Origin of the sequence: Neorhizobium galegae (genome assembly GCF_017877135.1) — a bacterium.
GTDB lineage: Bacteria > Pseudomonadota > Alphaproteobacteria > Rhizobiales > Rhizobiaceae > Neorhizobium > Neorhizobium galegae_A.
The window spans coordinates 219,452-242,555 of record NZ_JAGIPH010000007.1; the positions used below are offsets into that span (position 1 = coordinate 219,452).

General features: G+C 63.0%; 18 protein-coding genes. 12 read left to right on the forward strand and 6 right to left on the reverse strand.

The window, feature by feature from the left end; all coding sequences use genetic code 11:
* The first annotated feature begins 145 nt into the window (after positions 1-145).
* The 3 genes from J2858_RS19605 to J2858_RS19615 are packed head-to-tail and all read left to right on the forward strand — an operon-like array spanning position 146 to position 3,881.
* A complete protein-coding gene (locus tag J2858_RS19605) occupies positions 146-622 on the forward strand; it encodes a (2Fe-2S)-binding protein (protein ID WP_210106534.1) in 477 nt (158 codons plus the stop codon).
* Positions 619-1,602, forward strand: coding sequence for an FAD binding domain-containing protein (locus J2858_RS19610; protein ID WP_210106535.1), 984 nt, complete (start codon positions 619-621; stop codon positions 1,600-1,602). Before J2858_RS19605 ends, J2858_RS19610 begins: the two co-directional genes overlap by 4 nt.
* Positions 1,599-3,881: a xanthine dehydrogenase family protein molybdopterin-binding subunit gene (locus tag J2858_RS19615; protein WP_210106536.1), complete on the forward strand. Its 2,283-nt coding sequence runs from the start codon at positions 1,599-1,601 to the stop codon at positions 3,879-3,881. The genes J2858_RS19610 and J2858_RS19615 overlap by 4 nt, the downstream gene beginning before the upstream one ends.
* A gap of 81 nt (positions 3,882-3,962) precedes the next feature.
* Here the strand turns inward: J2858_RS19615 and J2858_RS19620 are convergent, their stop codons facing one another.
* A complete protein-coding gene (locus J2858_RS19620) occupies positions 3,963-5,153 on the reverse strand; it encodes a hypothetical protein (RefSeq protein WP_210106568.1) in 1,191 nt (396 codons plus the stop codon).
* 356 nt (positions 5,154-5,509) lie between these two features.
* On the opposite strand from J2858_RS19620, the gene J2858_RS19625 reads away from it, so the two are divergent.
* Positions 5,510-6,343 (forward strand): undecaprenyl-diphosphate phosphatase, encoded by an 834-nt coding sequence (locus J2858_RS19625; RefSeq protein ID WP_210106537.1) that lies wholly within the window; start codon positions 5,510-5,512, stop codon positions 6,341-6,343.
* Between the two features lie 63 nt (positions 6,344-6,406).
* Here J2858_RS19625 and J2858_RS19630 read toward each other — a convergent pair whose 3' ends face one another.
* The 3 genes from J2858_RS19630 to J2858_RS19640 form a co-directional block, all read right to left on the reverse strand.
* Positions 6,407-9,601, reverse strand: coding sequence for an efflux RND transporter permease subunit (locus J2858_RS19630; RefSeq protein ID WP_210106538.1), 3,195 nt, complete (start codon positions 9,599-9,601; stop codon positions 6,407-6,409).
* Between the two features lie 92 nt (positions 9,602-9,693).
* Complete coding sequence (locus J2858_RS19635) at positions 9,694-10,878, reverse strand: efflux RND transporter periplasmic adaptor subunit (protein WP_210106539.1); 1,185 nt, start codon at positions 10,876-10,878, stop codon at positions 9,694-9,696.
* A 59-nt stretch (positions 10,879-10,937) separates the two neighbouring features.
* Positions 10,938-11,723: an alpha/beta hydrolase fold domain-containing protein gene (locus tag J2858_RS19640; RefSeq protein ID WP_210106540.1), complete on the reverse strand. Its 786-nt coding sequence runs from the start codon at positions 11,721-11,723 to the stop codon at positions 10,938-10,940.
* 134 nt (positions 11,724-11,857) lie between these two features.
* Between J2858_RS19640 and J2858_RS19645 the strand changes: the two genes are divergently transcribed.
* The 6 genes from J2858_RS19645 (at position 11,858) to J2858_RS19670 (ending at position 18,202) form a co-directional block, all read left to right on the forward strand.
* Positions 11,858-12,754 (forward strand): LysR family transcriptional regulator, encoded by an 897-nt coding sequence (locus J2858_RS19645; RefSeq protein WP_210106541.1) that lies wholly within the window; start codon positions 11,858-11,860, stop codon positions 12,752-12,754.
* Between the two features lie 304 nt (positions 12,755-13,058).
* Positions 13,059-14,585 carry an ABC transporter substrate-binding protein gene (locus tag J2858_RS19650; protein ID WP_210106542.1) on the forward strand — a complete coding sequence of 509 codons (1,527 nt, stop codon included), beginning with the start codon at positions 13,059-13,061 and terminating at the stop codon, positions 14,583-14,585.
* A gap of 76 nt (positions 14,586-14,661) precedes the next feature.
* Complete coding sequence (locus J2858_RS19655) at positions 14,662-15,603, forward strand: ABC transporter permease (RefSeq protein WP_210106543.1); 942 nt, start codon at positions 14,662-14,664, stop codon at positions 15,601-15,603.
* Complete coding sequence (locus J2858_RS19660) at positions 15,603-16,466, forward strand: ABC transporter permease (protein ID WP_210106544.1); 864 nt, start codon at positions 15,603-15,605, stop codon at positions 16,464-16,466. The genes J2858_RS19655 and J2858_RS19660 overlap by 1 nt, the downstream gene beginning before the upstream one ends.
* A 1-nt stretch (position 16,467) precedes the next feature.
* On the forward strand, positions 16,468-17,676 hold the full coding sequence (locus J2858_RS19665; protein WP_210106545.1) for an amidohydrolase/deacetylase family metallohydrolase: 1,209 nt from the start codon (positions 16,468-16,470) through the stop codon (positions 17,674-17,676).
* Positions 17,677-17,704: 28 nt separating this feature from the next.
* On the forward strand, positions 17,705-18,202 hold the full coding sequence (locus tag J2858_RS19670; protein ID WP_245366736.1) for a RidA family protein: 498 nt from the start codon (positions 17,705-17,707) through the stop codon (positions 18,200-18,202).
* A gap of 8 nt (positions 18,203-18,210) precedes the next feature.
* Here the strand turns inward: J2858_RS19670 and J2858_RS19675 are convergent, their stop codons facing one another.
* Positions 18,211-19,017 (reverse strand): IclR family transcriptional regulator, encoded by an 807-nt coding sequence (locus J2858_RS19675; RefSeq protein WP_348635511.1) that lies wholly within the window; start codon positions 19,015-19,017, stop codon positions 18,211-18,213.
* 121 nt (positions 19,018-19,138) lie between these two features.
* On the opposite strand from J2858_RS19675, the gene J2858_RS19680 reads away from it, so the two are divergent.
* Both J2858_RS19680 and J2858_RS19685 read left to right on the forward strand, forming a co-directional pair.
* Positions 19,139-20,335, forward strand: a complete 1,197-nt coding sequence (locus J2858_RS19680) for an aminotransferase class V-fold PLP-dependent enzyme (protein ID WP_210106548.1) — start codon at positions 19,139-19,141, stop codon at positions 20,333-20,335.
* A gap of 45 nt (positions 20,336-20,380) precedes the next feature.
* Positions 20,381-22,213, forward strand: coding sequence for an ABC transporter ATP-binding protein (locus J2858_RS19685; protein WP_210106549.1), 1,833 nt, complete (start codon positions 20,381-20,383; stop codon positions 22,211-22,213).
* A gap of 381 nt (positions 22,214-22,594) precedes the next feature.
* Here J2858_RS19685 and repC read toward each other — a convergent pair.
* A partial coding sequence (gene repC / locus J2858_RS19690) for a plasmid replication protein RepC (protein ID WP_245366737.1) occupies positions 22,595-23,104 on the reverse strand: 510 nt, incomplete at its 5' end.

Below are 23,104 nucleotides of genomic sequence, written 5' to 3' on the forward strand. Positions count from 1 at the left end.
GCTTAAGAATTGGGCGCCTTCACTCTGTACCGCATCCGGGAACCGGATGTCATGGATAATGTTTCTACGTGCAAGCCAGCCCGCGCCCAGCGGGCGGCGTCCCGTCTAGCCTGCATTCCCCTCCATTCCTCCCTCAGGAGCCGTCATGACCCACTCCATTCCCCTGACGCTGGACATCAACGGATCACCGCACACCCTATCGGTCGAGCCTCGCGTGACGCTTCTCGATGCGCTGCGCGAACAGCTTCAGCTGACCGGCACCAAGAAAGGCTGCGATCAGGGCCAGTGCGGCGCCTGCACCGTGCTGGTGGACGGCCGCCGCGTCCTGTCGTGCCTGACGCTCGCCGTCCAGGCGGAAGGCTGCGAAATCACGACCATCGAGGGCATTGCCGGCGAAAACGGCGACCTGCATCCCGTCCAGGCGGCCTTCCTGGAACACGATGCCTTCCAGTGCGGCTATTGCACGCCCGGCCAGATCCTCTCGGCGGTCGCCTGCATCCGCGAAGGCCATGCCGGATCGGACGCGGAAATCCGCGAATACATGTCCGGCAACCTCTGTCGGTGCGGGGCCTATAACACCATTGTCGGGGCGGTGCGTCAGGCAGCGGAGGCTTCCCGATGAAGAATTTCGAATTTTCCCGCGCGACGTCGCTGAGCGATGCAAGCCTTCGGACACAGGAGGCCGGCGTCCTGCTGATGGCCGGCGGCACGAGCCTTGTCGATCTTGCCAAATGCGGCGTGACGGAGCCGGACATGGTGGTCGACATCACCCGGCTTGGAGGCCTCGACCAGATCGAGGTGTCGGAGCGGGGCGCCACGCTCGGCGCGCTGTCCCGCATGGCGGCTGTCGCGGACCATGCGGGCATTAAGGCGGAATTCCCGGCCATTGCACAGTCGCTGTCGCTTGCCGCCTCCCAGCAGCTGCGCAACATGGCGACGATTGCCGGCAACCTCATGCAACGGACACGCTGCGCCTATTTCCGCGACCCGGGCGCGTTTCCCGCCTGCAACAAGCGCCAGCCCGGCAGCGGCTGTTCAGCGCTTGGCGGCGTCACCCGCAATCACGCCGTGCTCGGCACAAGCCGTGAGTGCATTGCCAGCTATCCGGGGGATCTGGCCGTGGCGCTTCTGGCATTCGACGCCACGATCGAAACGACCGACCGGCGGATCCCGATAGGCGAGTTCTTCCTCGAACCCGGCGAGACACCGCATCTGGAAACGCTGCTGCGACCCGGCGAAATCATCACCGCGATCGTGGTGCCGGCCTCCGCCGCTGCGCACCGTTCCACCTATCTCAAGGTGCGCGACCGTCAGAGTTACGAGTTTGCCGCCGCAAGTGCAGCCGTCGGTCTCCAGCTGGAAGACGATGGCAGGACGATCCGCGACCTGCGCGTGGCGCTCGGCGGTGTTGCCACCGTTCCATGGCGGGCAAGCCGCGTCGAACAGGCGCTGATCGGCCAGGTGCTCGATGAGGGGACCGTTCGCCAGGCAAGCCTGCTTGCCGTCGAGGGGGCTGTCGCCCATGGCGACAACCACTACAAGATTGACCTTGTGCCGCGTGTCGTCACGCGCGCCATCCTGACGCTTGGAGGCCTTGCATGACCCTCATCGAACCCAGAAAGCACGGCGATGCCTCCGATGGCAGCCTCGGCAGCCGCCTCTCCCGTCTCGACGGCCGCCGCAAGATCACCGGTTCGGCCACCTATGCGCTGGAGCAGCCGGTCGAAAACCTCGTGCATGCCGTCCTCGTGCAGTCCACCATTGCCTCCGGCCGGGTCGTTTCGGTCGACAAGGCAGCCGCCGAGGCCCTGCCCGGCGTGCTCATGGTGCTGACGCCGGACAAGGTGTTCAACATGATGGTCGCCTCCGACTGGTTCGGCAATCGTGTCGAGAACGTGCCCTATCTTCCGCTTCCAGCCGAGGTGAACTACTATGGCCAGGCGGTTGCCGCCGTCATTGCGGAAACTTTTGAGCAGGCACGGGATGCGGCCCGGCTGGTGAAGGTTCACTATGAAGAAACGCCGGCGGTGACCGTGATCGACCAGGGCGGCAGCGGCACGGTGACTGCGCCGATGACCGTCGAGTGGGGCGATGCGCAGGCCGCCTTTGACACAGCCGACATCACCATCGAAGCCGAATACCGCACGCCGCGCGAATATCACGTGCCGATCGAACCGCATGGCCTGATCGCCAGCTGGCAGGACGACCAGCTGACGATCTGGGAACCCAGCCAGTGGACGCATGGCATGGCGCGCACCTATGCCGAATGGTTCGAAATTCCCTTCGAGAATGTCCGCATCATCTCGCCCTTTATCGGTGGCGGCTTTGGCTCCAAGGGGGGCGCCTATTTCTATGGTGCGGTGGCAGCGCTTGCCGCACGCGAACTCGCCCGCCCGGTAAAACTTGCCGTCACCCGCTCGCAAGGCTTTACCGCCTATGGCGGACGTGCCTCCACCCGCCAGACCCTGAAGCTCGGGGCCTCGGCGGACGGCGTTCTGCAGGCGGTCATCCATCGCGGCGCCAACGAAACCTCGACCTATGCGGATTTCCACGAAGGCACGGGCGCTGCGACGCCCATCATGTATGCGGTGAACAATTTCAGCTCGCAGCAGGGGCTGATCAAGGTCAACACCGTTACCCCCGGGGCGCTGCGCGCGCCGGGCAAGAACCCCAGCGCCTATGGCATCGAATGTGCCATCGACGAGCTGTCCTATGCGGTGGGCATCGACCCGCTGGAGATCCGCTTGCGCAATTACGCCGACCACGACTACCAGTCCGGCAAGCCCTGGTCGACGCGCAAGCTCCGGGAAGCCTTGCTCGCCGGCGCCGAACGCTTCGGCTGGTCGAACCGCAGTGCGGCCCCCCGCTCGATGCGGGACGGCCGCACCCTGATCGGCTGGGGCATCGGGTGCGGCACCTTCCCGAACCTCACCAACAGCAGCGACGCGATGATCCGCATTCTTTCGGACGGCAGCGTCGAGGTAGAAAGCGCCGGCATCGACATGGGTCAGGGCACCTATACGATCGTTGCCCAGACAGCGGCAGACGCGCTTGGCGTCAGCGTCGATCGTGTTGACGTGAAGCTCGGGGATTCGGTTTCGGCCGGCGCGCCGGTTGCCGGCGGCTCCATGCTGGCGGGTTCGATCACCGGGGCCGTCCACAAGGCCGCCCAGGCGGCCCGCGAGGAACTGATCGGCCTTGCACTCAACGCGCCGAATTCGCCCTTTTCCACCTCCGGCGCCAATACGCTGGTCATCGAGAACGGCCGGATCAAAACCTCGCGCGAGGACAGCCCGTCGATGAGCATCGGCGAGCTGATGGCGATGCTCGGCCGCGAAAAGCTGGAGGTGAAGCGCGACACGCTTCCCGAGGGCACGACGCGGGAGGAACAGCAGAAGGCCTTTACGCACATGTCCAAGGTGCGGGGACCGACGGCCGGGGAGTTTTCGATCCACAGCTGGGGCGCCCATTTCATCGAAGTGCGTGTCGACGAGGACTTTGGCACCGTGCGGGTGTCGCGCATCGTCTCGGCCTTCGATTGCGGCCGGCTGTACAATCCAAAGCTTGCCGAAAGCCAGCTGCGCGGCGGCATCATCATGGGCATCGGCCAGGCCCTGCTCGAGGAAGGACTGGTGGACGCCCGCAACGGCCGGGTCGTCAACAACAACCTCGGCGATTACCTGGTGCCGACCAATGCCGACGTGCCGCCGATCGAGATCCTGTCGGTTGGCGAGCCGGATTTCGAGGCCTCGGTTCTCGGCGGCAAGGGCGTTGGGGAAGTCGGCATTGTCGGCGTGGCGCCGGCCATTGCCAATGCCGTCTTCCACGCCACGGGCAAACGGGTGCGCGATCTGCCGATCACGCTGGAAAAGCTCATCTGACAAACGCGGGCGGTGCCTCACAAGGCGCCGCCCTGCCCTTGCCGGGCGCAATCATTGCCGAAGATCCGCCTCGACTGACCGTCAGCGGACCGCGTCGGCCTCGCTCACCTGTGCGCCAAAGGACCGAGTGGTCAGATCGCTGGTCAGGTCTGCCGGGAATGGCCCGGTGGTCAGCACCGTGAAGTCGAACGAGCCGCGCCGGTCGGCGTTCAGCACGTATTGGCGATGGACACGCAGAAAATCCCGCTTGATCCGGGCGTAGCGCTCCGGAGACAGGAGATTCTTGACGCGGATTGCGATCAGCGCTGCCTGCGGCGCCAACGGGTGGCCGGTCACGGCAACCACCTTCGACTTGTAGAAATTGATCGGATCGGTCAGGCACTGCACCTCCAGCCAGGAGACGTTCGGGGCCTGCGCGATGAGGCCCACGCGCCGGCGCAAATCCACCGCCGAGCGCAGGAGCGCACACTGGAGAATGGCCCCGCCGAGCGTCACGAAGACCACGCGCTTGCCGGCCAGCGCTTCAGGATGTCTTTCCAGCACAATGCCCAGAGCATGGGTCGCAAGGCTCGATCCCATGCTGTGCGAACTGATGACATATTCGTCCGCCACCTCATCAAGGGCGCGCAAGAGCGTTGCGACGGCCTCGTCCAGAAAACGCCTCAGGTGCGGCGTGTCCCCCTTGGCGACCGCGACTGCAAACTCCCAGTCGGAAAACAGGTGCAGCGTGTAATAGCGCTCCGCAAACGGCATCAGCGCATAGCGAAAGAAGCAGGCGGCGAGCGGCACGCTCCAGAGGCAATGCCAGGCCGAAAGCGAAAGCCGGAGCGGAGCAACGGCGAGCCCCAGCGTGAAGGCCAACCCGCACAGCATCAGGAGAAAGGGGAAGATGAAAAACAAGGCGAAGCGCCAGCCATGCCGGACATAGCCGATAAGCCCCCCGTGAGCCACGACCTGTGCGGCGCTCCTGAAACCGGAGAGCAGCCGGCTGGCGAGCGGGCGGGCGGCAAGCGCATCGACCACCGCATCGTGATCGCAGATATGGATGAGGCTTTGCGTCTGCCAGGTGTCTGCACCAGCCGTCACGGCAAAGCCGGCGCCGGATCGGTTGGCCTCCAGAGGGCCGACCTCAACGGAGAAATCCCACAGATTTGCGGTCTGCTCGGCGGTCCGCTGAAAGCGCCGATAATGGCCGCTCGTGTCCATTTTTTCAAAGCCGGGAAAATGGATCACCACCCGTTTTCCTATGGCGGCAGTCCTGTTTGCCCGCATGTTCATGTCTATACTCAAATATACAAAGGAACGGACCCGTTTCGCCAGCAGTACGGGCAAGTCACCGATCGTGTTGTTGAACGCAAGGCCGTAAGGCGCACTGCATCAATCGCGTGGCCAAAGCAAGGCCGCTGCCTAGTTTCCGGACCTTATTTGTGCGCTCTCGCCGACAAAACGAAGCCATGCGGCTGCCGATTGCAGGCGTGGCAGACCGGGCGCCGTCGTCGCAAATCCGCTCGTCGCCTTGCCATTGTGGGTCGCCTTTGCCAAAAGGCCGGTGGGAGAGCGGGAGGAACGCCATGAAATGACCGGCTGCGCAGGGTGCTGCGGATGGCCGGCCAACAGGAGACTGACAGATGACGGTAAGCTGGACGGATGCCGCAATCCTTGGACTGATACAGGGATTGACCGAATTCCTGCCCGTATCTTCAAGCGCGCATCTGCGCATTGCCGGTGAATTTCTCCCCTCGGGCGCCGATCCGGGCGCCGCCTTTACAGCCATCACCCAGATCGGCACAGAAGCTGCGGTCCTCGTCTATTTCTGGTCGGACATCCTGCGCATTGCGGTGGCCTGGCTGCGCCAGAACATCCTGCGCGTCGCCCATGATGCCCAGGATGCGCGCATGGGCTGGCTCATCATTGTGGGATCGCTGCCCATCGTCGTGCTTGGCCTCCTGTTCAAGGATGAGATCGAGCATGGCCTGCGCAATCTCTATATCACGGCGCTTGCCCTCATCGTCTTCGGACTGCTGCTGGGCCTTGCCGACCGGATTGGCGCAAAGACGCGCACGCTCGACCGCCTGACCTGGCGCGACGGGATCCTCTTCGGCTTTGCCCAGGCCATGGCGCTCATTCCTGGCGTCTCCCGCTCCGGCGGAACGATCAGCGCGGGACTGCTGATGGGCTATACGCGGCAGGCCGCGGCACGCTATTCATTTCTGCTTGCCGTGCCGGCCGTCTTCGGCTCGGGCTTCTACCAGCTCATCAAGAGCATGGGGCAGGACAATCCGGTCGGCGCCGGCCCGACGGCGCTTGCCACGCTGATTTCCTTCGTCGTCGGCTACGGCGTGATCGTCTTCTTCCTGAAGCTTGTCTCCACCCGCAGCTACCTGCCCTTCGTCTATTATCGCATCGTCATCGGCCTTGCCATCATCGCCCTGCTCGTCTCCGGCAAGCTATCGGCCCTTTGACAATACGCCTTCAGGAACAATCAGGCAGCTGGCGCGCGAAAAATCACGCGCGCCAGCTGTGCCTCAGTGTCCGATGACAATCTCCCGTTCCCGCGTCGGTTCTGCCGGCAGGTCATGGCGTGCGAGCGGGCGATTGCCGGCAAGCAGGCGCACCAGCACATAGAACACCGGCGTCATGAAGATGCCGAACACGGTGACGCCGATCATCCCGGCAAAGACGGCGATGCCCATGGCTGCGCGCATTTCCGAGCCGGCGCCGGTGGACACGACGAGCGGCACCACGCCCATGATGAAGGCCATCGACGTCATCAGGATCGGGCGCAGGCGCAGCCGGCTTGCCTCGATGGCGGCCTTGACCGGCGAATGTCCCTCGAACTCCAGCTCCCGCGCAAATTCGACGATCAGGATGGCGTTCTTGGCCGATAGCCCCACAAGCACCACAAGGCCGATCTGCGTGAAGATGTTGTTGTCCCCCCCGGTCAGCCAGACGCCCGTCAAGGCCGCCAGGATGCCCATGGGCACGATGAGGATGATCGCAATCGGCAGCGTCAGGCTTTCATATTGCGCTGCAAGCACCAGGAAGACGAGGAGAAGCGCCAGCGGAAAGATGATGACACCGGAATTGCCAGCCAGGATCTGCTGGTAGGTGAGATCCGTCCACTCGAAGGTAATGCCGGGTGGCAGGGTTTCAGCGGCAATCCGTTCGATGGCGGCCTGCGCCTGACCGGACGAATAACCCGGCGCCGGCGCCCCATTGATGTCGGCTGCAAGGAAGCCGTTATAGCGCGTCGTGCGTTCGGGTCCCGCCGTCGTTTCCACCTTCAGGAGCGCCGAAAGCGGGATCATCTGGCCGCTCTGCGAGCGAACCTTCAGCTGGCCGATATCCTCCGGCCGCGAACGGAACTTTGCATCCGCCTGCACGCGCACACTGAAGGTTCGCCCGAACGCGTTGAAGTCGTTGACGTAGAGCGAACCGAGATAGATCTGCAGCGTGTCGAAGACATCCGTGACGGAGACGCCGAGCTGCTGCGCCTTGACGCGATCGAGATCGGCATAAAGCTGCGGCACGTTGATCTGGAAGCTGGAGAACTGGCCGGTGAGTTCCGGTGCCTGATAGGCTTTTCCCAGAAATGCCTGTGTCGCTTCATTGAGTGCCGGATAGCCGAAGCCGGCGCGGTCCTCGATCTGCAGCTTGAAGCCGCCGGTGGAGCCGAGCCCGTTGACGGGCGGCGGCGGGAACATGGCGATGAAGGCATCCTGGATGCCCGCAAACTTCTGGTTCAGCTGCATGGCGATGGCATTGCCGGAAAGCTCCGGCGTCTTGCGCTCGGCAAAATCGTCCAGAACCGCAAAGACGATCCCAGAGTTTGAGCCGATGGTGAAGCCGTTGATCGACAGGCCCGGGAATGCCAGCGCATTCTTGACGCCCGGCTGCTGCAGGGCAATCTCGCTCATGCGCTTGATGACGTCTTCGGTCCGATCGAGCGAGGCGCCATCGGGAAGCTGCGCAAAGCCGATGAGATACTGCTTGTCCTGCGCAGGCACGAAGCCGCCCGGAACGGTGGTGAAAATGCTGTAGGTGGCACCGACGAGCGCCAGGTAAACGATCATGACGAAGCTTTTGCGCGACAGAAGACCGCCGATGCTGCGGCCATAGCCGTTGGAGGCTGCCCCGAAGGCACGGTTAAAGCCGCGGAAGAACCATCCGAGCACCCGGTCCATGCCCCGCGTCAGCCAGTCCTTCGGCGCATGGTGGTCCTTCAGCAGAAGGGCCGCCAGTGCAGGCGAGAGCGTCAGCGAATTGATGGCGGAGATCACCGTCGAAATGGCGATGGTCAGCGCAAACTGCCGGTAGAACTGCCCGGAAAGGCCTGAGATGAACGCAAGCGGCACGAAGACGGCCACCAGCACCAGCGCAATCGCAACGATCGGCCCGGAGACCTCGCGCATCGCCTTGTAGGTTGCGTCCCGCGGCGACAGGCCGGCCTCGATGTTTCGCTCGACATTTTCCACGACCACGATGGCATCGTCCACGACAATGCCGATCGCCAGCACAAGGCCGAAGAGAGACAGCGCATTGATGGAAAAGCCGAAGAGATACATGACGGCGAACGTGCCGATGATCGACACCGGAACGGCAATCAGCGGAATGATCGAGGCACGCCAGGTCTGCAGGAAGAGAATGACGACGAGCACGACCAGCGCCACGGCTTCCAGCAGCGTATCCACCACCTTGTCGATGGAGGAGCGCACGAATTCGGTCGTATCATAGACGATCTCGTAGGAAATCCCCTCCGGCATCGCCTGCTGCATGTCCCGCATGGCGGCCTGCACCGCATCCGAAATGGCAATGGCGTTGGAGCCGGGCGACTGGAAGACCGGAATGGCGACCGCGGGCTTGCCGTCGAGAAGCGAGCGCAGCGTGTAATCGGCGGCACCCAGTTCCACGCGCGCGACATCCTTCAGGCGCGTGATGGCGCCATCCGCACCGGTCTTCACGACGATCTCGCCGAACTCTTCCGGCGTGCCGAGACGGCCTTGCGCATTGACGTTCAGCTGAAGCTGCGTGCCGACGGGGCTCGGCGATCCACCGATGATGCCGGCCGCGGCCTGCACGTTCTGCTGGCGGATGGCGTTTGGAACGTCGGTAGCAGCCAGCCCGTATTCGGCAGCCTTCTGCGGATCGACCCAGACGCGCATGGAATAATCGCCGGCGCCAAAGATCTGCACCTGCCCTACCCCCTCGATGCGGGCAAGCCGGTCCTTGATGTTGAGCGTCGCATAATTGCGCAGATAGGTCAGGTCATAGCGGCCATCGGTCGAAACGAGATGCACGACCATCATCAGGTCGGGCGAGCTTTTGACCGTGGTGACGCCGAGGGCCCGCACTTCCGCCGGAAGCCGCGGCTCTGCCTGAGACACGCGGTTCTGCACCAACTGCTGGGCCTTGTCGGGATCGGTGCCCAGCTTGAACGTCACCGTCAGCGTCAGCACGCCATCAGAAGTCGCCTGGCTGTTCATGTAGAGCATGTCTTCGACGCCGTTGATCTGCTCTTCCAGCGGCGTTGCAACCGTCTGGGCAATCACGACGGGATTGGCGCCGGGATAGCTGGCGCGCACGACGATCGATGGCGGAACGACTTCTGGATATTCGGAAATCGGCAGCGCGCGCATGCCGAGCAGGCCTGCAACGACGGTCAGCACCGACAGGACGGCCGCAAAGACCGGCCTGTCGATAAAGAAGCGGGAGATATTCATGGGTTTGCCCCTCGGAACATTTGGCAAAGACCGCCCCTGCGGCCGACTTATGGGCCGGCCGCGCGGATGATCTTGAGAATGATGGAACGCTCTTATTGCTTGGCGAGCTGGGCCTTTTCCTGCGGGGCGACATGGGCGCCCGGACGCAGGCGCTGCAGGCCGCTCACCACGATGCGATCGCCCGGCGAAAGCCCCGCTTCGACAAGACGCCCGCCATCCACGCCGACACCGAGCTTCACCTCGCGGTACGTCGCGACATTGGCCTGATCGACCAGGAAGACGAATTTCTTGTCCTGATCCGTGCCGATGGCAAGCTCGCTGACGGCAAGTCTTGGCTCGCTCTTCGGTTCGCCGAGGCGAATGCGCACGAACTGGCCCGGCAACAGGCGCCCATCGCGGTTATCGAAGACAGCCCGCACCCGCACCGTGCCGCTTGCCTGATCCACCTCGTTGTCGATCAACTGCAGCTTGCCGCGAAGGGGTGCGTCCGGCGCCTGCGCGGTGCGGATCTCCACCGGGACCTCGTCGAGCGAGGGCACGCCGTTCACCACCGGCAGAGCCGCCAGGGTGCGGCCAATCATCTCCTCGCCGACATTGAAGCTCGCATAGATCGGATCGACCGAGACGATGGTGGTGAGCACCGGCGAGCCTGAGCCCGCGGCGACCAGGTTGCCGACCGTCAGTTCAAGCCGGCCGGCGCGTCCGGAAATCGGAGCGCGGATCTTCGTGTGGTCGAGATCGATCTGGGCCGAAGCCAGCTGCGCCTGTGCCGATTGCAGATCGGCGATTGCCTGCGCATGGGTGCTCAGGCGCTGCGCATAGTCGCTCTTGGAAATCGTGTTGGAGGCCGACAGCGCCTTGCCCCGGTCGAGTTCCGCCACGGCGAGATCGAGCCTTGCCCGGGCAGAAGCCACCTGTCCTTCCGCCTGGGCACGCACGGCTTCAAACGGCGCCGGATCGATGGTCACCAGGAGATCGCCGGCCTTGACGAGCCCGCCTTCGCGAAAATGCACCGACTGGATCGCGCCAGCGACACGCGAGCGCAGCTGCACCCGCTCCACCGATTCCAGCCGGCCGGAAAATTCCTGCCAGATGGCGACGGTGCGCGGCTGCACGGTTTCGACGGTGACCGGAACGGCCGGCGGCGCGCTTGCCTGTTCGGTCGCCTCGGCGCGGGTCAACTGCAGAAGGTTACCCTGCGTAACGGCCACGACAGCGGGCACGACGAGGCTCATGCCGGCGACCCACAGGGCCCGGTTCTTCAGTATCGATGTCATGATGTGTCTCCTGGATAGGCGCTAGCGGCGCGCCAGACCGAATAATTCCTGCATTGTAATCATGTGAGTTCCGCAGCAAATGCTGCGAATGCCTCGGTTATCTCCTGGCGCCAGCGGCCATCCTGCCCGGTGTAAATGCCGGTCCATCCCTGTCCCGCGGCCAGGATGTGCTGGCGCACAAACACGCCTCCATCGCCAAGCCTGCGGGCATAGGCCAAAATTTCATCCCGCAAGGGATCGTCTTCGGCACTCATCACCAGCGCCGGCGCAACACCGGACAGGCGCGAGCACAGACAGGGTGCGGCATAGGGATGCCCATAGCCGCAGGCCTGCTGCAGATACTGGCTCCAGCCCTGCGTCCAACGCTGTCGCATGCCGATCTCATCGGCGCGCCGGATGGAGGCCGAAGCCATTTCCGGATCGATCAGCGGCGACAACAGCACCTGGCCGGACAGACTGCCGGGCATGTAGTCGCGCGCCTTCAACGCAATACCCGCCGCGATATTTCCACCCGCCTCGTCGCCGGCGACGAAGAGCTTCGAGCGGGCGCCTGCAAACTCCTTCTTTCGAAGCGAGAGGCGCTGCAACACCTGCAGCCCCCGCTCGATCGCCTGCGGAAATATCGCCGGCCGATCGTATGCATAGGCAACTTCGACAACCACCGCACCGCTGTCGGCCAGCGCCCGTGCGGCCGGTTGTTCAGCTTCGGCAGGCGCCGCCTGGCCAAACGCCCGTCCCGCGAGGTAAAGAACCAGAGGCTTTACCTTCTGGACGAGACCGGACGAATAGATGCGTACCGGCAGCTGCCCTTGTCCGTGGCCTATCTCCAGATCCGTCCACGGCATCGCTACGCAAGCCCGCTTTCCTGTTTATGTTGGTTCTGATATTATTGTCTTCTGTTTGCCGCACAAGCATGCTTCCATGGGCAACACTATTCCAATTTAGCGGATAATACCGCACTGCTTCCAAGGAGGCGCCGATGGACCAGCTTTCTGCGATGCGTGTTTTCCTGCGCGTGGTCGAAACCGGAAATTTTACCCGGGCGGCCGCCGCTCTCGACATGCCGAAGACCAGCGTTACCAACCAGGTGCAGGCGCTCGAGACGCATTTGCGCACCAAGCTCCTCAACCGCACCACCCGCCGGGTGGCTCTGACGACCGATGGCGCCCTCTACTATGAGCGTGCCCTGCAAATCGTCTCGGAACTCGAAGAGCTGGACTCAAGTCTCTCCAATTCGAACACCCAGCCGTCCGGGCGCCTGCGCGTGGAAATGGCCGGCGCCTTTGCCGATTGCCTAGTCATCCCGGCGCTCTGCGACTTCGTCAAACAGTATCCGCAGATTCAGCTGGATATCGGTGTGGGAGACCGGCTGGTCGATTACATTGCGGAAAACGTCGATTGCGCCCTGCGGGCCGGCACGCCGACCGACCAGTCTTTGATCGCCCGGAAAGTCGGGCAGATCAAGCTATTCAGCTATGCCTCGCCGATCTATCTCGAGCGTCACGGGACGCCAACGCATCCAAGGGATCTCGAAACCAGCCATTTCTGCGTCGGCTACCTCAATGCCCAGACCAGCCGCGTTATGGGGATCGATTTCAGCAAAGGCGACGAACTGATTGAAACCACGCCGCGCTATATCCTCTCCGTCAGTGATAGCCGCAGCTATGTCGGTGCGGCCATCGCAGGCCTCGGCATTGCCCAGTCAACGCCCTTCCTCGTCAAGGAGGCGCTGGAAAAGGGCCAACTCGTGCCGGTTCTGACCGACTGGGATTGCGAAATACTGCCGCTATACATCGTCTATCCGCAGACGCGCCACATGAGTAACAAGCTGAGGGTTTTCGTCGACTGGCTGACCCGCCTGCTGCAGACGCTGTAATCCCGGCAAACGCGCCCCTTCCCTGAAATCGCCAGCTTTTCCTTTGTGTCTTCGTCAGGCTTTGCGGGCCTGATAAGGCATGCCCCGGCGCCCAACCGTCGGCAGACAAGCGGTCGAGCGCTGCCGCTCTGTTCGGCGCGTCTTACCATTTGTGAAACCTGCAGGCCCAGGTTCCGGTCGGCGTCCGGCCGAATTCACCCGTGTCACGAAAGAGGAGGATTGACAGGACCAACTCGCCAGGTACTCTATAGTTAGAAACTATAATTCATAATTGTGGAACATCTGAAACCGGGAGACGTCCGCCATGCGCCTGAAACTTGCCTTCCTCGCCGCCACCGTCCTCATCTCCGCATCAGGGCTTGCCTTTGCCGCAGAGCGCGGTGGCGTGGTCAATGTCGCGACCATCGGCGAGCCGCCGACGCTCGACCCCATGGCCTCCACGGCCGACCTCGTCGGCATCGTCACCCAGCATATTTTCGAGACGCTCTACACCTTCGACAAGAGCTGGAAGGTGACGCCGCTTTTGGCCGAAAGCCTTCCCGAGATGAGCGCCGACGGAAAGAGCTATGTGATCAAGCTGCGCAGCAGCATCAAATTTCATGACGGATCCGACATGACTGCGGATGATGTCGTGGCTTCCCTCGGTCGCTGGATGAAACTCGCCTCGCGCGGCAAGCAGGCAGCGCCCTTCATCGACAAGGTGACCGCGACCGATCCGCTCACGGTCACCATCACCCTCAAGCAGCCCTATGCGCCGCTTCTGTCGCTTCTGGCCTTCAACAACTCGGCCGCCGTCATTCTGCCTGCGGAAAATCAGGCGGACACGTTGAACGCTGTCATCGGAACCGGCCCCTATATGCTCAAGGAGCGCAAGCCGGACCAGTATATCCAGCTGGTGCGCTTTGATGGCTACAAGTCCCGCTCCGGCGAGGCGGATGGTTATGGCGGCGCGCGCCATCAGTATCTCGACGAGATCCGCTTCGTTCCCGTTCCTGATCCGAACACCCGCGTCGAGGCCGCCATTTCCGGTCAGTATGCCTATGTGGATTCGATTCCGGTCGAGGCCTATGACCGGGTCAAATCCTCCAGCGCCTCCAAGCCCCTGATGCTGAAACCCTTCGGCTTTCCGGTCTTCGTCTTCAACACGAAGGAGGGTCTGTCCTCCAATCTTGCCGTGCGCAAGGCGGTGGAGAAGGCCTTGAACACCGAGGACATGCTGGCGGCGGCCTTTGGCTCCAAGGATTTCTATGAGGCCGACGGCGCATTTTATCCCAAGCCTTACGCCTGGCACACCGAGATCGGTACCGAAGGCAATTACAATCTCGGCGATCCCGAAGGCGCTGCGGCGGATCTGAAGGCTGCCGGCTATGACGGCAAGCCGCTGCGCATCCTGACCAGCCGCCAGTACGAGTTCCACTACAAGATGGCGCAGGTTGCCGCGGAATATCTGAAGCTTGCCGGCTTCACCGTCGAACTCCAGGTGGTCGACTGGGCAACGCTGACGCAGCGCCGCGCCGATCCAAAACTGTGGGACATCTACATCTCCCATAGCCCCTTCCTGCCCGAACCCGCGCTGATGGGCGCGCTGTCGACAAGTTCGCCGGGCTGGTGGGATACGCCGGCGCGCAAGGCAGCCGTCGATGCCTTCACATCCGAGGCCGATCCGGACAAGCGCGTGGGTCTGTGGCAGACGGTGCAGAAGACCATGTATGACGAGCTGCCACTTCTGAAGATCGGCAATTTCAATGCCGTGGCCGCCGTGTCGAACACGCTCGAAGGCGTGGAGCCGGCTCCGTGGCCGTACTTCTGGAACGCATCCGTCAAGAAGTAACCTTTATCCGCGGGATGCGGGCGCTTACACCTGCATCCCGTTTGTCTTTCCGCGCGTGGCATCGGAGCCAAGCCGCATGATAAGCTATATCCTGAAACGTCTGGCCGGCATGGTCGTCGTCATGTTTCTGGTAGTGACCATCGTGTTCATCATCGTGCGTGTCACGCCGGGTGACCCGGCCGCCGTGATGCTCGGCCCGGATGCAACGCCCGCAGACATTGCCTCCCTTCGCACGCGCCTTGGCATCGATCAGTCGATCCTCATTCAATATGTCTTCTATATCGGGCAGTTGCTGAAGGGCGACCTCGGCCAGTCGATCTTTCTCAACGTTCCCGTCGGCCGGGCGCTGACGGAGCGGGCCGAACCGACCTTTTTCCTCACCGTCTTCTCTCTTGTCATCGCCTCGGGGATTGCGCTGCCCATCGGCATCTATGCCGCCTATCGCCGGGGCTCTATCATCGATCAGGCCTCGACGACGATTGCCATGCTGGCCGCCAGCATCCCAAGCTTCTGGCTGGGCCTCATCCTCATGCAGATCTTTTCTGTCCGGCTGGGCCTGTTTCCGGTCTCCGGCTATGGCGGCCCGAACGCCAGCTTTCTCGACCGGATGTATCACCTGACATTGCCGGCGGTGGCGCTGGGGCTCGTCTCTTCCGCGCTGATCATGCGCTTTACCCGCGCCTCGATGCTCGATGTGTTCAGCGACGATTATATCCGCACCGCTCGTGCCAAGGGGCTGGTGGAACGACGGGTCGTGCTCAAGCATGCGCTGAAGAATGCCCTCATTCCGATCCTGACCGTGCTTGGCCTGACGGCGGCCGTGCTGATTTCCGGCGCCGTGGTCACGGAAACGGTCTTCGGCCTGCCCGGCGTCGGAAGCCTCGTCGTGTCGGCGGTTCTGAGACGTGATTACCCGGTCATCCAAGGCGCCCTGCTGGTGATTGCCGGCCTCTACGTCCTCATCAATTTCCTGATCGACATGCTCTACCTGCTGATTGACCCGAGGGTGCGATACTAATGGCCGAACTCACCCGCACAGCCGGCCCCCGAAGCCTCTTCCTGCGCCGCTTCCTCAAGCGCAAGACGGTCGCGGCCGGCCTGATCGTTCTTTCGATCTTTGTCATCCTTGCCGTCCTTGCGCCATGGATTGCCCCCTACTCACCCTCGAAGCTTTCGATCGCCAATCGATTGAAGCCGCCGAGCGGCCTCTTCTGGTTTGGTACCGACGAGTTCGGACGCGATATCTTTTCCCGCACCATCTATGCGGGGCGCCTGTCGCTGTTCGTCGGGGCCTCGGTCGTGGGCCTGTCGGCGGTGATTGGCGTGGCGCTCGGGCTACTCGCCGGCTTCTTCAAGCGCCTGGATACGCCGATCGCGCGTTTGATCGACGCCATGATGGCCTTTCCCGATATCCTGCTGGCGATTGCGCTGGTCGCAGCGCTCGGCCCCTCGCTTGCCACCGTGATTGTGGCCCTCTCCGTCGTCTACGCACCGCGGCTTGCCCGCATCGTGCGCGCCTCGACGCTGGTGATCCGGGAACTGCCTTATGTCGAGGCGGCACAGGCGCTCGGCATTTCCACCTGGCACATCATGACACGCCATGTGCTGCGCAACCTTGCCTCGCCCATTCTCGTCCAGGGTACTTTCCTGTTTGCCAGCGCCATGCTGGCGGAAGCCGGCCTCTCCTTCCTCGGGCTCGGCGTGAGCCCTGAAATTCCCACCTGGGGCACGATGATTGCCGCCGGCCGCCAATATGTCGGCCAGGCGGACTGGATGACCTATTTCCCCGGATTTGCCATCGTTCTCTCGGTCCTCTCCCTCCAGATGGTGGGCGATGGGTTGAGGGACATGCTCGATCCCCGTCTTCGAAAGGACCTCTGACATGGTCGCAACCACGGCAAACAAGCCGCTTCTCCTCAAGAACGTCAGGCCGATGGCCTTCGCCTCCCCCCATGCGGCCAAGGCAACCGACATCCTGGTCGGAGCTAACGGCCACATCGCGGCCATCGGCGACAGCCTGCCCGGCCCATCCGACGCAACGGTCATCGATGGTGCCGGCGCCTATGTCTCGCCCGGCTGGATCGATCTGCACGTCCATATCTGGCACGGTGGAACCGACATCTCTATTCGCCCCAGCGAATGCGGGGCGGAACGCGGTGTGACCACGCTGGTCGATGCCGGGTCGGCCGGGGAAGCCAATTTCCACGGATTTCGCGAATATATCATCGAGCCCTCGCGCGAGCGCATCAAGGCCTTCCTGAACCTCGGTTCCATCGGGCTTGTTGCGTGCAACCGCGTTCCGGAACTGCGCGACATCAAGGACATCGATCTCGACCGCATCCTGGAATGCTATGCGCAAAACAGCGAGCATATCGTCGGCCTGAAGGTCAGGGCCAGCCATGTGATCACCGGCTCCTGGGGCGTGACCCCGGTGAAGCTCGGCAAGAAGATCGCGAAAATCCTGAAGATCCCGATGATGGTGCATGTCGGCGAACCGCCGGCGCTCTATGACGAAGTGCTGGAAATCCTGGGTCCCGGCGATGTCGTCACGCATTGCTTCAACGGCAAGGCCGGCTCATCGATCATGGAAGATGAGGACCTGTTCAATCTCGCCGATCGCTGCGCCTCCGAAGGCATCCGCCTCGATATCGGCCATGGCGGCGCCTCCTTCTCCTTCAAGGTGGCCGAGGCGGCAATTGCGCGCGGCCTCCTGCCCTTCTCGATCTCCACGGACCTGCATGGCCACTCGATGAACTTCCCGGTCTGGGATCTCGCCACAACCATGTCGAAGCTTTTGAGCGTCGGCATGCCGTTCGAGAAGGTCGTGGAGGCGGTCACCCATGCGCCGGCCTCGGTCATCAAGCTGTCGATGGAAGACCGGTTGAGCGTTGGCGCGCGCGCCGACTTCACCATCTTCGATCTCATCGATGCCGATCTCGAAGCCACCGACAGCAATGGCGACGTCTCGCGCCTCACGCGCCTGTTCGAGCCGCGTTACGCCGTCATCGGCGCCGAAGCCGTCACCGCCTCGCGCTATATTCCGCGCGCCCGCAAGCTGGTTCGCCACAGCCATGGTTATTCGTGGCGCTAAGTGCGTGCACCCGCCTCAAGGAGTTGCTTTGACCCATCCCCGCATTTCCACGGCCGAACCGAACGAGACAGCCTATGACCGGCTGTCCCGTCTCGGGATCACGCTGCCGCCACCGCCGCCGCCGATCGCCAATTTCGTCACGCATGTGGTGGAAGGCCGTATGCTCTACCTGTCCGGCCAAGGGCCGCTCGAGGAAAATGGCCACCTGCACGCCGGCAAGGTCGGCGCCGATGTCAGCGTCGAGGAGGCCTATCGTCACGCCCGCCTCGTCGGCATCAACCTCATCGCCGTGATGCAGGATGCGCTGGGAGATCTCTCCCGCGTCAAGCAGGTGGTCAAGCTTCTGGGCATGGTCAACGCCATGCCGGATTTCCTCGATCACCCGAAGGTCATCAATGGCTGCTCGGACCTGTTCCTCGATGTCTTTGGCACGGCGGGCCGTCATGCCCGCTCGGCCGTCGGCTTCGGATCGCTGCCCGGTAACATCACGGTGGAAATCGAAGCCATCGTGGCGCTCAAGGATTAGCGCCCGTGTCAGTGATTGCGCCAGCCCATCATCTTTTCGATTTTTGCCGCAGACGCCATGACGCTTCCGGCATACGGATTGTCCTTGCCGATGACCTTCTGCTCGGGAAGCACGATGGAAATCGTCGCAACGCAGCTGCCGGCATCGTTGACGATGGGAGCCGCGATACAGGCGACGGCATAGTCGGATTCGGCCACCTGCACGGACAACCGCTGCGCGAAGGCCTGGCCCGCCGCATCGCACAGCGTGGCCGCATCGACCTCCGCCCGGCCGGTCGGAGAGATGCGGGCGCAGCGGCGGAACAGGTCTCGCCGCTCCTCTGGCGCGAGATGGCCGACGAGCAGGCGCCCCGAAGCCGTCCAGTTCAGCGGAACCCGCGTTCCCACGCGCGAGGCAAACTGAAAGTGGCTAGGACCATCCGCCATCGCCAGCACCAGCATGTGGTCGCCATCGCGCCCGCACAGTTGCACGGTCTCGCCCACCTGCCGGCAGAGGTCGTGCATTTCCTGCGTGGCGACGCTCATGAAGTCCAGCGACCGCGCATAGGCAAGGCCATAATGATAGAGCCTTGGCCCGAGCCAGATCGTGTTGTCTGCGTTGCGGGTCAGCATCTGCTTTTCGACCAGATCCTCGATGATCACGTAGACCGTGGACAAGGGCGCGCCGATCGCCTTGGCAATGGCATAGGCACCGGCCGGCGCCCCGGTCTCGTACAGATGGTCGATGACCTGCAGCGCCCGGTCGATGCCGCTGACGCGGCTGCGACGGGCGGTCTTTTCCCCCTCTTCCGACAAGGCGCTGTCTGTAACGGACACGGGGCGGGACGCTTGAGATGACACGACGATGCTCCTCGGAGAACTTCGGGAGGCTATTATATTATTATGGCATAGCTGTCGATAGCGACCAGCCTGCCGAACGACGAGGAGAACAGAGACCATGACAAACGACCTTCGCCCCCGGCTTGGCCTTCGGCCTGTGATCAACGTGTCCGGCACGATGACGAGCCTTGGTGCCTCCATCGTGGTGCCCGAGGCAGTCGCTGCCATGACGGAGATCCTGCCGCACTTTGTCGAGGTGAATGATCTCCAGCGCAAGGCAAGTGCCGTGATTGCCCGGTTGACCGGCGGCGAGGCGGGCTTCGTCACCGCCTCCTGCGCGGCCGGCATCAGCCTTGCGGTCGCCGGTGCCATCACCGGGCCGGACCTGCTCGCCATCGAGCAGCTACCCGATGGCGCGCCTTCAAAGAACGAGGTCCTGGTGCAGATGGGCCATGTGGTGAGCTACGGCGCGCCGGTCGACCAGTCGATCCGGATCGCCGGCGGCAAGACGGTGATGATCGGCCAGGCGACGTCGACGCACCGCTATCATATGGAGAATGCCATCAACGAGCGCACGGCTGCCGCCGTCTATGTGGTCTCCCACCATGTCGTTCAGTATGGGATGCTGCATCTGAGCGAATTCGTCGAGATCGCCCATGCCAGGGGCGTGCCTGTCATCGTCGACGCCGCATCCGAATATGATCTGCGGAAGTTCCTCGAAGCGGGCGCGGATATTGCGCTTTACTCCGGCCACAAGTTCCTCGGTGGCCCGACCAGCGGGATCGTGGCCGGTCGCAAGGATCTGGTGCGCAGTGCCTTCCTGCAGAACATGGGCATCGGCCGTGGCATGAAGGTGGGCAAGGAAAGCATTTTTGGCGTGATGGCGGCGCTGGAAGCCTGGGAGACGCGCGACCACGAGGCGGTGCGGGCGCGCGAAGCCGGTTATCTTGCACTGTGGAATGAAGCGCTGAAGGGGCGCGCCGGCGTCACCTCGCTCATCGAACCGGATCCGACCGACAATCCGCTGGAGCGCATGCGGGTGATCATCGATCCGCGCGAGGCCCATATCACCGCCTGGGATCTTGCCGCCGCCCTTCGCGCCGGCAGCCCGCCGGTCATCGTGCGCGATCATGAGGTCGAGCATCACTACTTCTATCTCGATCCCTGCAACCTGCATCCGGGCGAGGAAGTCGTCGTTGCCGAACGCCTCGGCGCCGAACTCGACAAGGCGCGGGCCTCCAACGAAATCATCGCAACGCCCATCGAAAACCTCAGCCGCCATCGCTTCGACGGCATGCTGCGCTGGCCCGACTGACGCCGTTTCGCAATCAGGCCACCATGGAAGGCAGAAGGACGATAGATGATGAGAGACACGACCCATGCAGCCAAAGGACAGGGACCTGTCCTGTCGGTGGAAAACCTCACCACCTCCTTCGTGGTCGACGGGGCCTGGCGTCCCGTCGTCCGCGACGTCTCGTTCGAAGTGGCGGCCGGCGAAACGCTGGCGATCGTCGGCGAGAGCGGCTCCGGCAAGAGCGTCACCTCTCTCTCCGTCATGCGGCTCCTTGACCCCTCAAGCAGCCGTATCGAAGGTCGCGTCCGGCTTGCCGGGCGCGACCTTCTGTCCCTTCCCGAGCATGAGATGCGCAAGGTGCGCGGCAACGAGATCGCGATGATCTTTCAGGAGCCGATGACCTCGCTCAACCCGCTCTTTACCATCGGCGACCAGATTTCTGAAGCGCTTCTGTGCCATGGCAACCTGTCGGCGAAGGAGGCGCGGGCCGAAACCATCCGGCTTCTCGAAAAGGTCCGCATCCCCTCTGCCGCTTCCCGCTTTGACGAATATCCGCACCGGTTTTCGGGCGGCATGCGCCAGCGGGTGATGATCGCGATGGCGCTTGCCTCGCGCCCCAAGCTTCTGATTGCCGACGAACCGACAACGGCGCTCGACGTTACCATCCAGGGGCAGATCCTCGATCTCCTGAAGGAATTGCAGGAGGAAGACGGCATGTCCGTCCTCTTCATCACGCACGACATGGGCGTCGTGGCGGAAATTGCCGACCGCACGGTGGTGATGTATCGTGGCGAACAGGTGGAGACGGGCGAGACGGCCGATATCTTCTACCGGGGCCGGCATCCTTACACACGCGCCCTTCTCGCAGCCGTTCCGGTGCTGGGGTCCATGCAGGGTCACGCCCGACCCTTGCGCTTTCCCGTCGTCGATCCGGCAACCGGCGTGGCAGATGAAGCCCGCGAAGTGGCAGATACGGTTGATCCGACGCGTCCGGTCTTGAGCGTGAAGGGGTTGGCCAAGCGCTTCGACATTCACGCCGGACCGCTCGGCCGGCTGGTCGGGCGCGTGCATGCGGTGGAAAATGTCTCCTTCGACCTGATGGCCGGGGAAACGCTGTCGCTGGTCGGCGAATCCGGCTGCGGCAAATCCACCACCGGACGCGCCATCATGCGGCTGATCGAACCGGACGCCGGTTCAGTTCTGGTGGGTGACCGCGACATGCTGACGCTTGGCGGGCGCGAGATCCGCGAGATGCGCAAATCGGTGCAGATGATTTTCCAGGATCCGTTTGCAAGCCTCAACCCGCGCATGACGATCGGCCAGGCCATTGCCGAACCCTATCTGGAACACCGCATGGGCAGTGCCCGTGAGGCGCGCGATGTGGTGGCCGACCTTCTTCACAAGGTGGGGCTCCATGCCGACATGGCCAAGCGCTTTCCACACGAGTTTTCGGGCGGCCAGCGGCAGCGCATCTGCATTGCGCGCGCGCTTGCACTTCGCCCGCGCGTCATCGTCGCCGATGAAAGCGTGTCTGCGCTCGACGTGTCGATCAAGGCGCAGGTTATCAACCTGATGCTCGACCTGCAGGAAAGCCTCAATCTCGCCTTCCTCTTCGTCAGCCACGACATGTCGGTGGTCGAGCGGGCAAGCCACCGCGTCGCCGTCATGTATCTCGGTGAAATCGTCGAGATCGGACCGCGCGCCGCGGTCTTCAACAATCCTCAGCACGATTATACGAAGAAGCTGCTGGCGGCCGTTCCCGTCCCGGACCCTTCTCGTCGCCGGCAGAAGCGCAACATGGTCGTTGATGAGCTGAAGAGCCCCATTCGCTCGGTTGACGAGATCGTCGCCATGCGCAGCTACCGGACGGTCTCACCGGGGCATCTGGTGATGGCCTGACACCAGCCCCGTTCAGGGACCGCCAGACACTCGATTTCGTGTCGAGACCCTGCCTCAGATAGAGGGATCATGCCGCGTCACTGCGCGGTATGGTGCGATTAAGTGCCCTTAACCGCACAGCGGATGCGCACAGTCTAATGACCGATAAAATTTGACGGGTTCGGGCCACAGACTGCCGTCTTCTGAAAGCCGGATAAATCTCATGGCGCGCGGAGCGCCAAAAACATCCCTGATTAGCCCTTTCACCATACCACGCTTCCCTGCCCCCTGCAAAGATCTCGGTGCCAGCGAGAGATCGCAAAAGCTCTTCATTCAGATCCATGCAGCTTAGGAACCGTGGGACGCCACCGGTCTTCATGAGGGAAATCGCGTGCCCTCCCCTCACCCGGTTTTTCGCTCAAATCCGCCGTTCTGCCGCATGAGGGCCATGACCATGGGGGCAAGCGAGAACTCGCCGCGTTCGGCCTTTCGCGTCAGATCCCTGAGATATCCGCCCGCCGAATTGATCTGCCCTGCCCGTTCCAGGATGCAGGCCATGACGATGGCGGCGTTTTCGGCTCCCAGCACCTCGCAGGCGCTCTGATAGGCCGAGGGGCTGACGCCCAGCATGGAGCGGGTGACGACAGCGGCCGCCAGGAGATCGCGCCAACTGCGGATATCGCCGTCCGGCCCGTAATCGACGATCTGCGGGCAGGCTTTGAGCACCATCGGCAAGGGAAGCGGCTTCAGACGCTCGGCCAGCGCCGGATCGAGCGTGGTTTCGCCCATCTTGCGCCGCGGGTTTCCGGCAGGATCATCCGGCATACCGGCCGCTTCAGGCAGAAGCGATGCATTCCTCTCGTCCGTTTCTCCCGTCGCTCCGGCACCTCGCATCGGTGTTGGCGCCGAGAT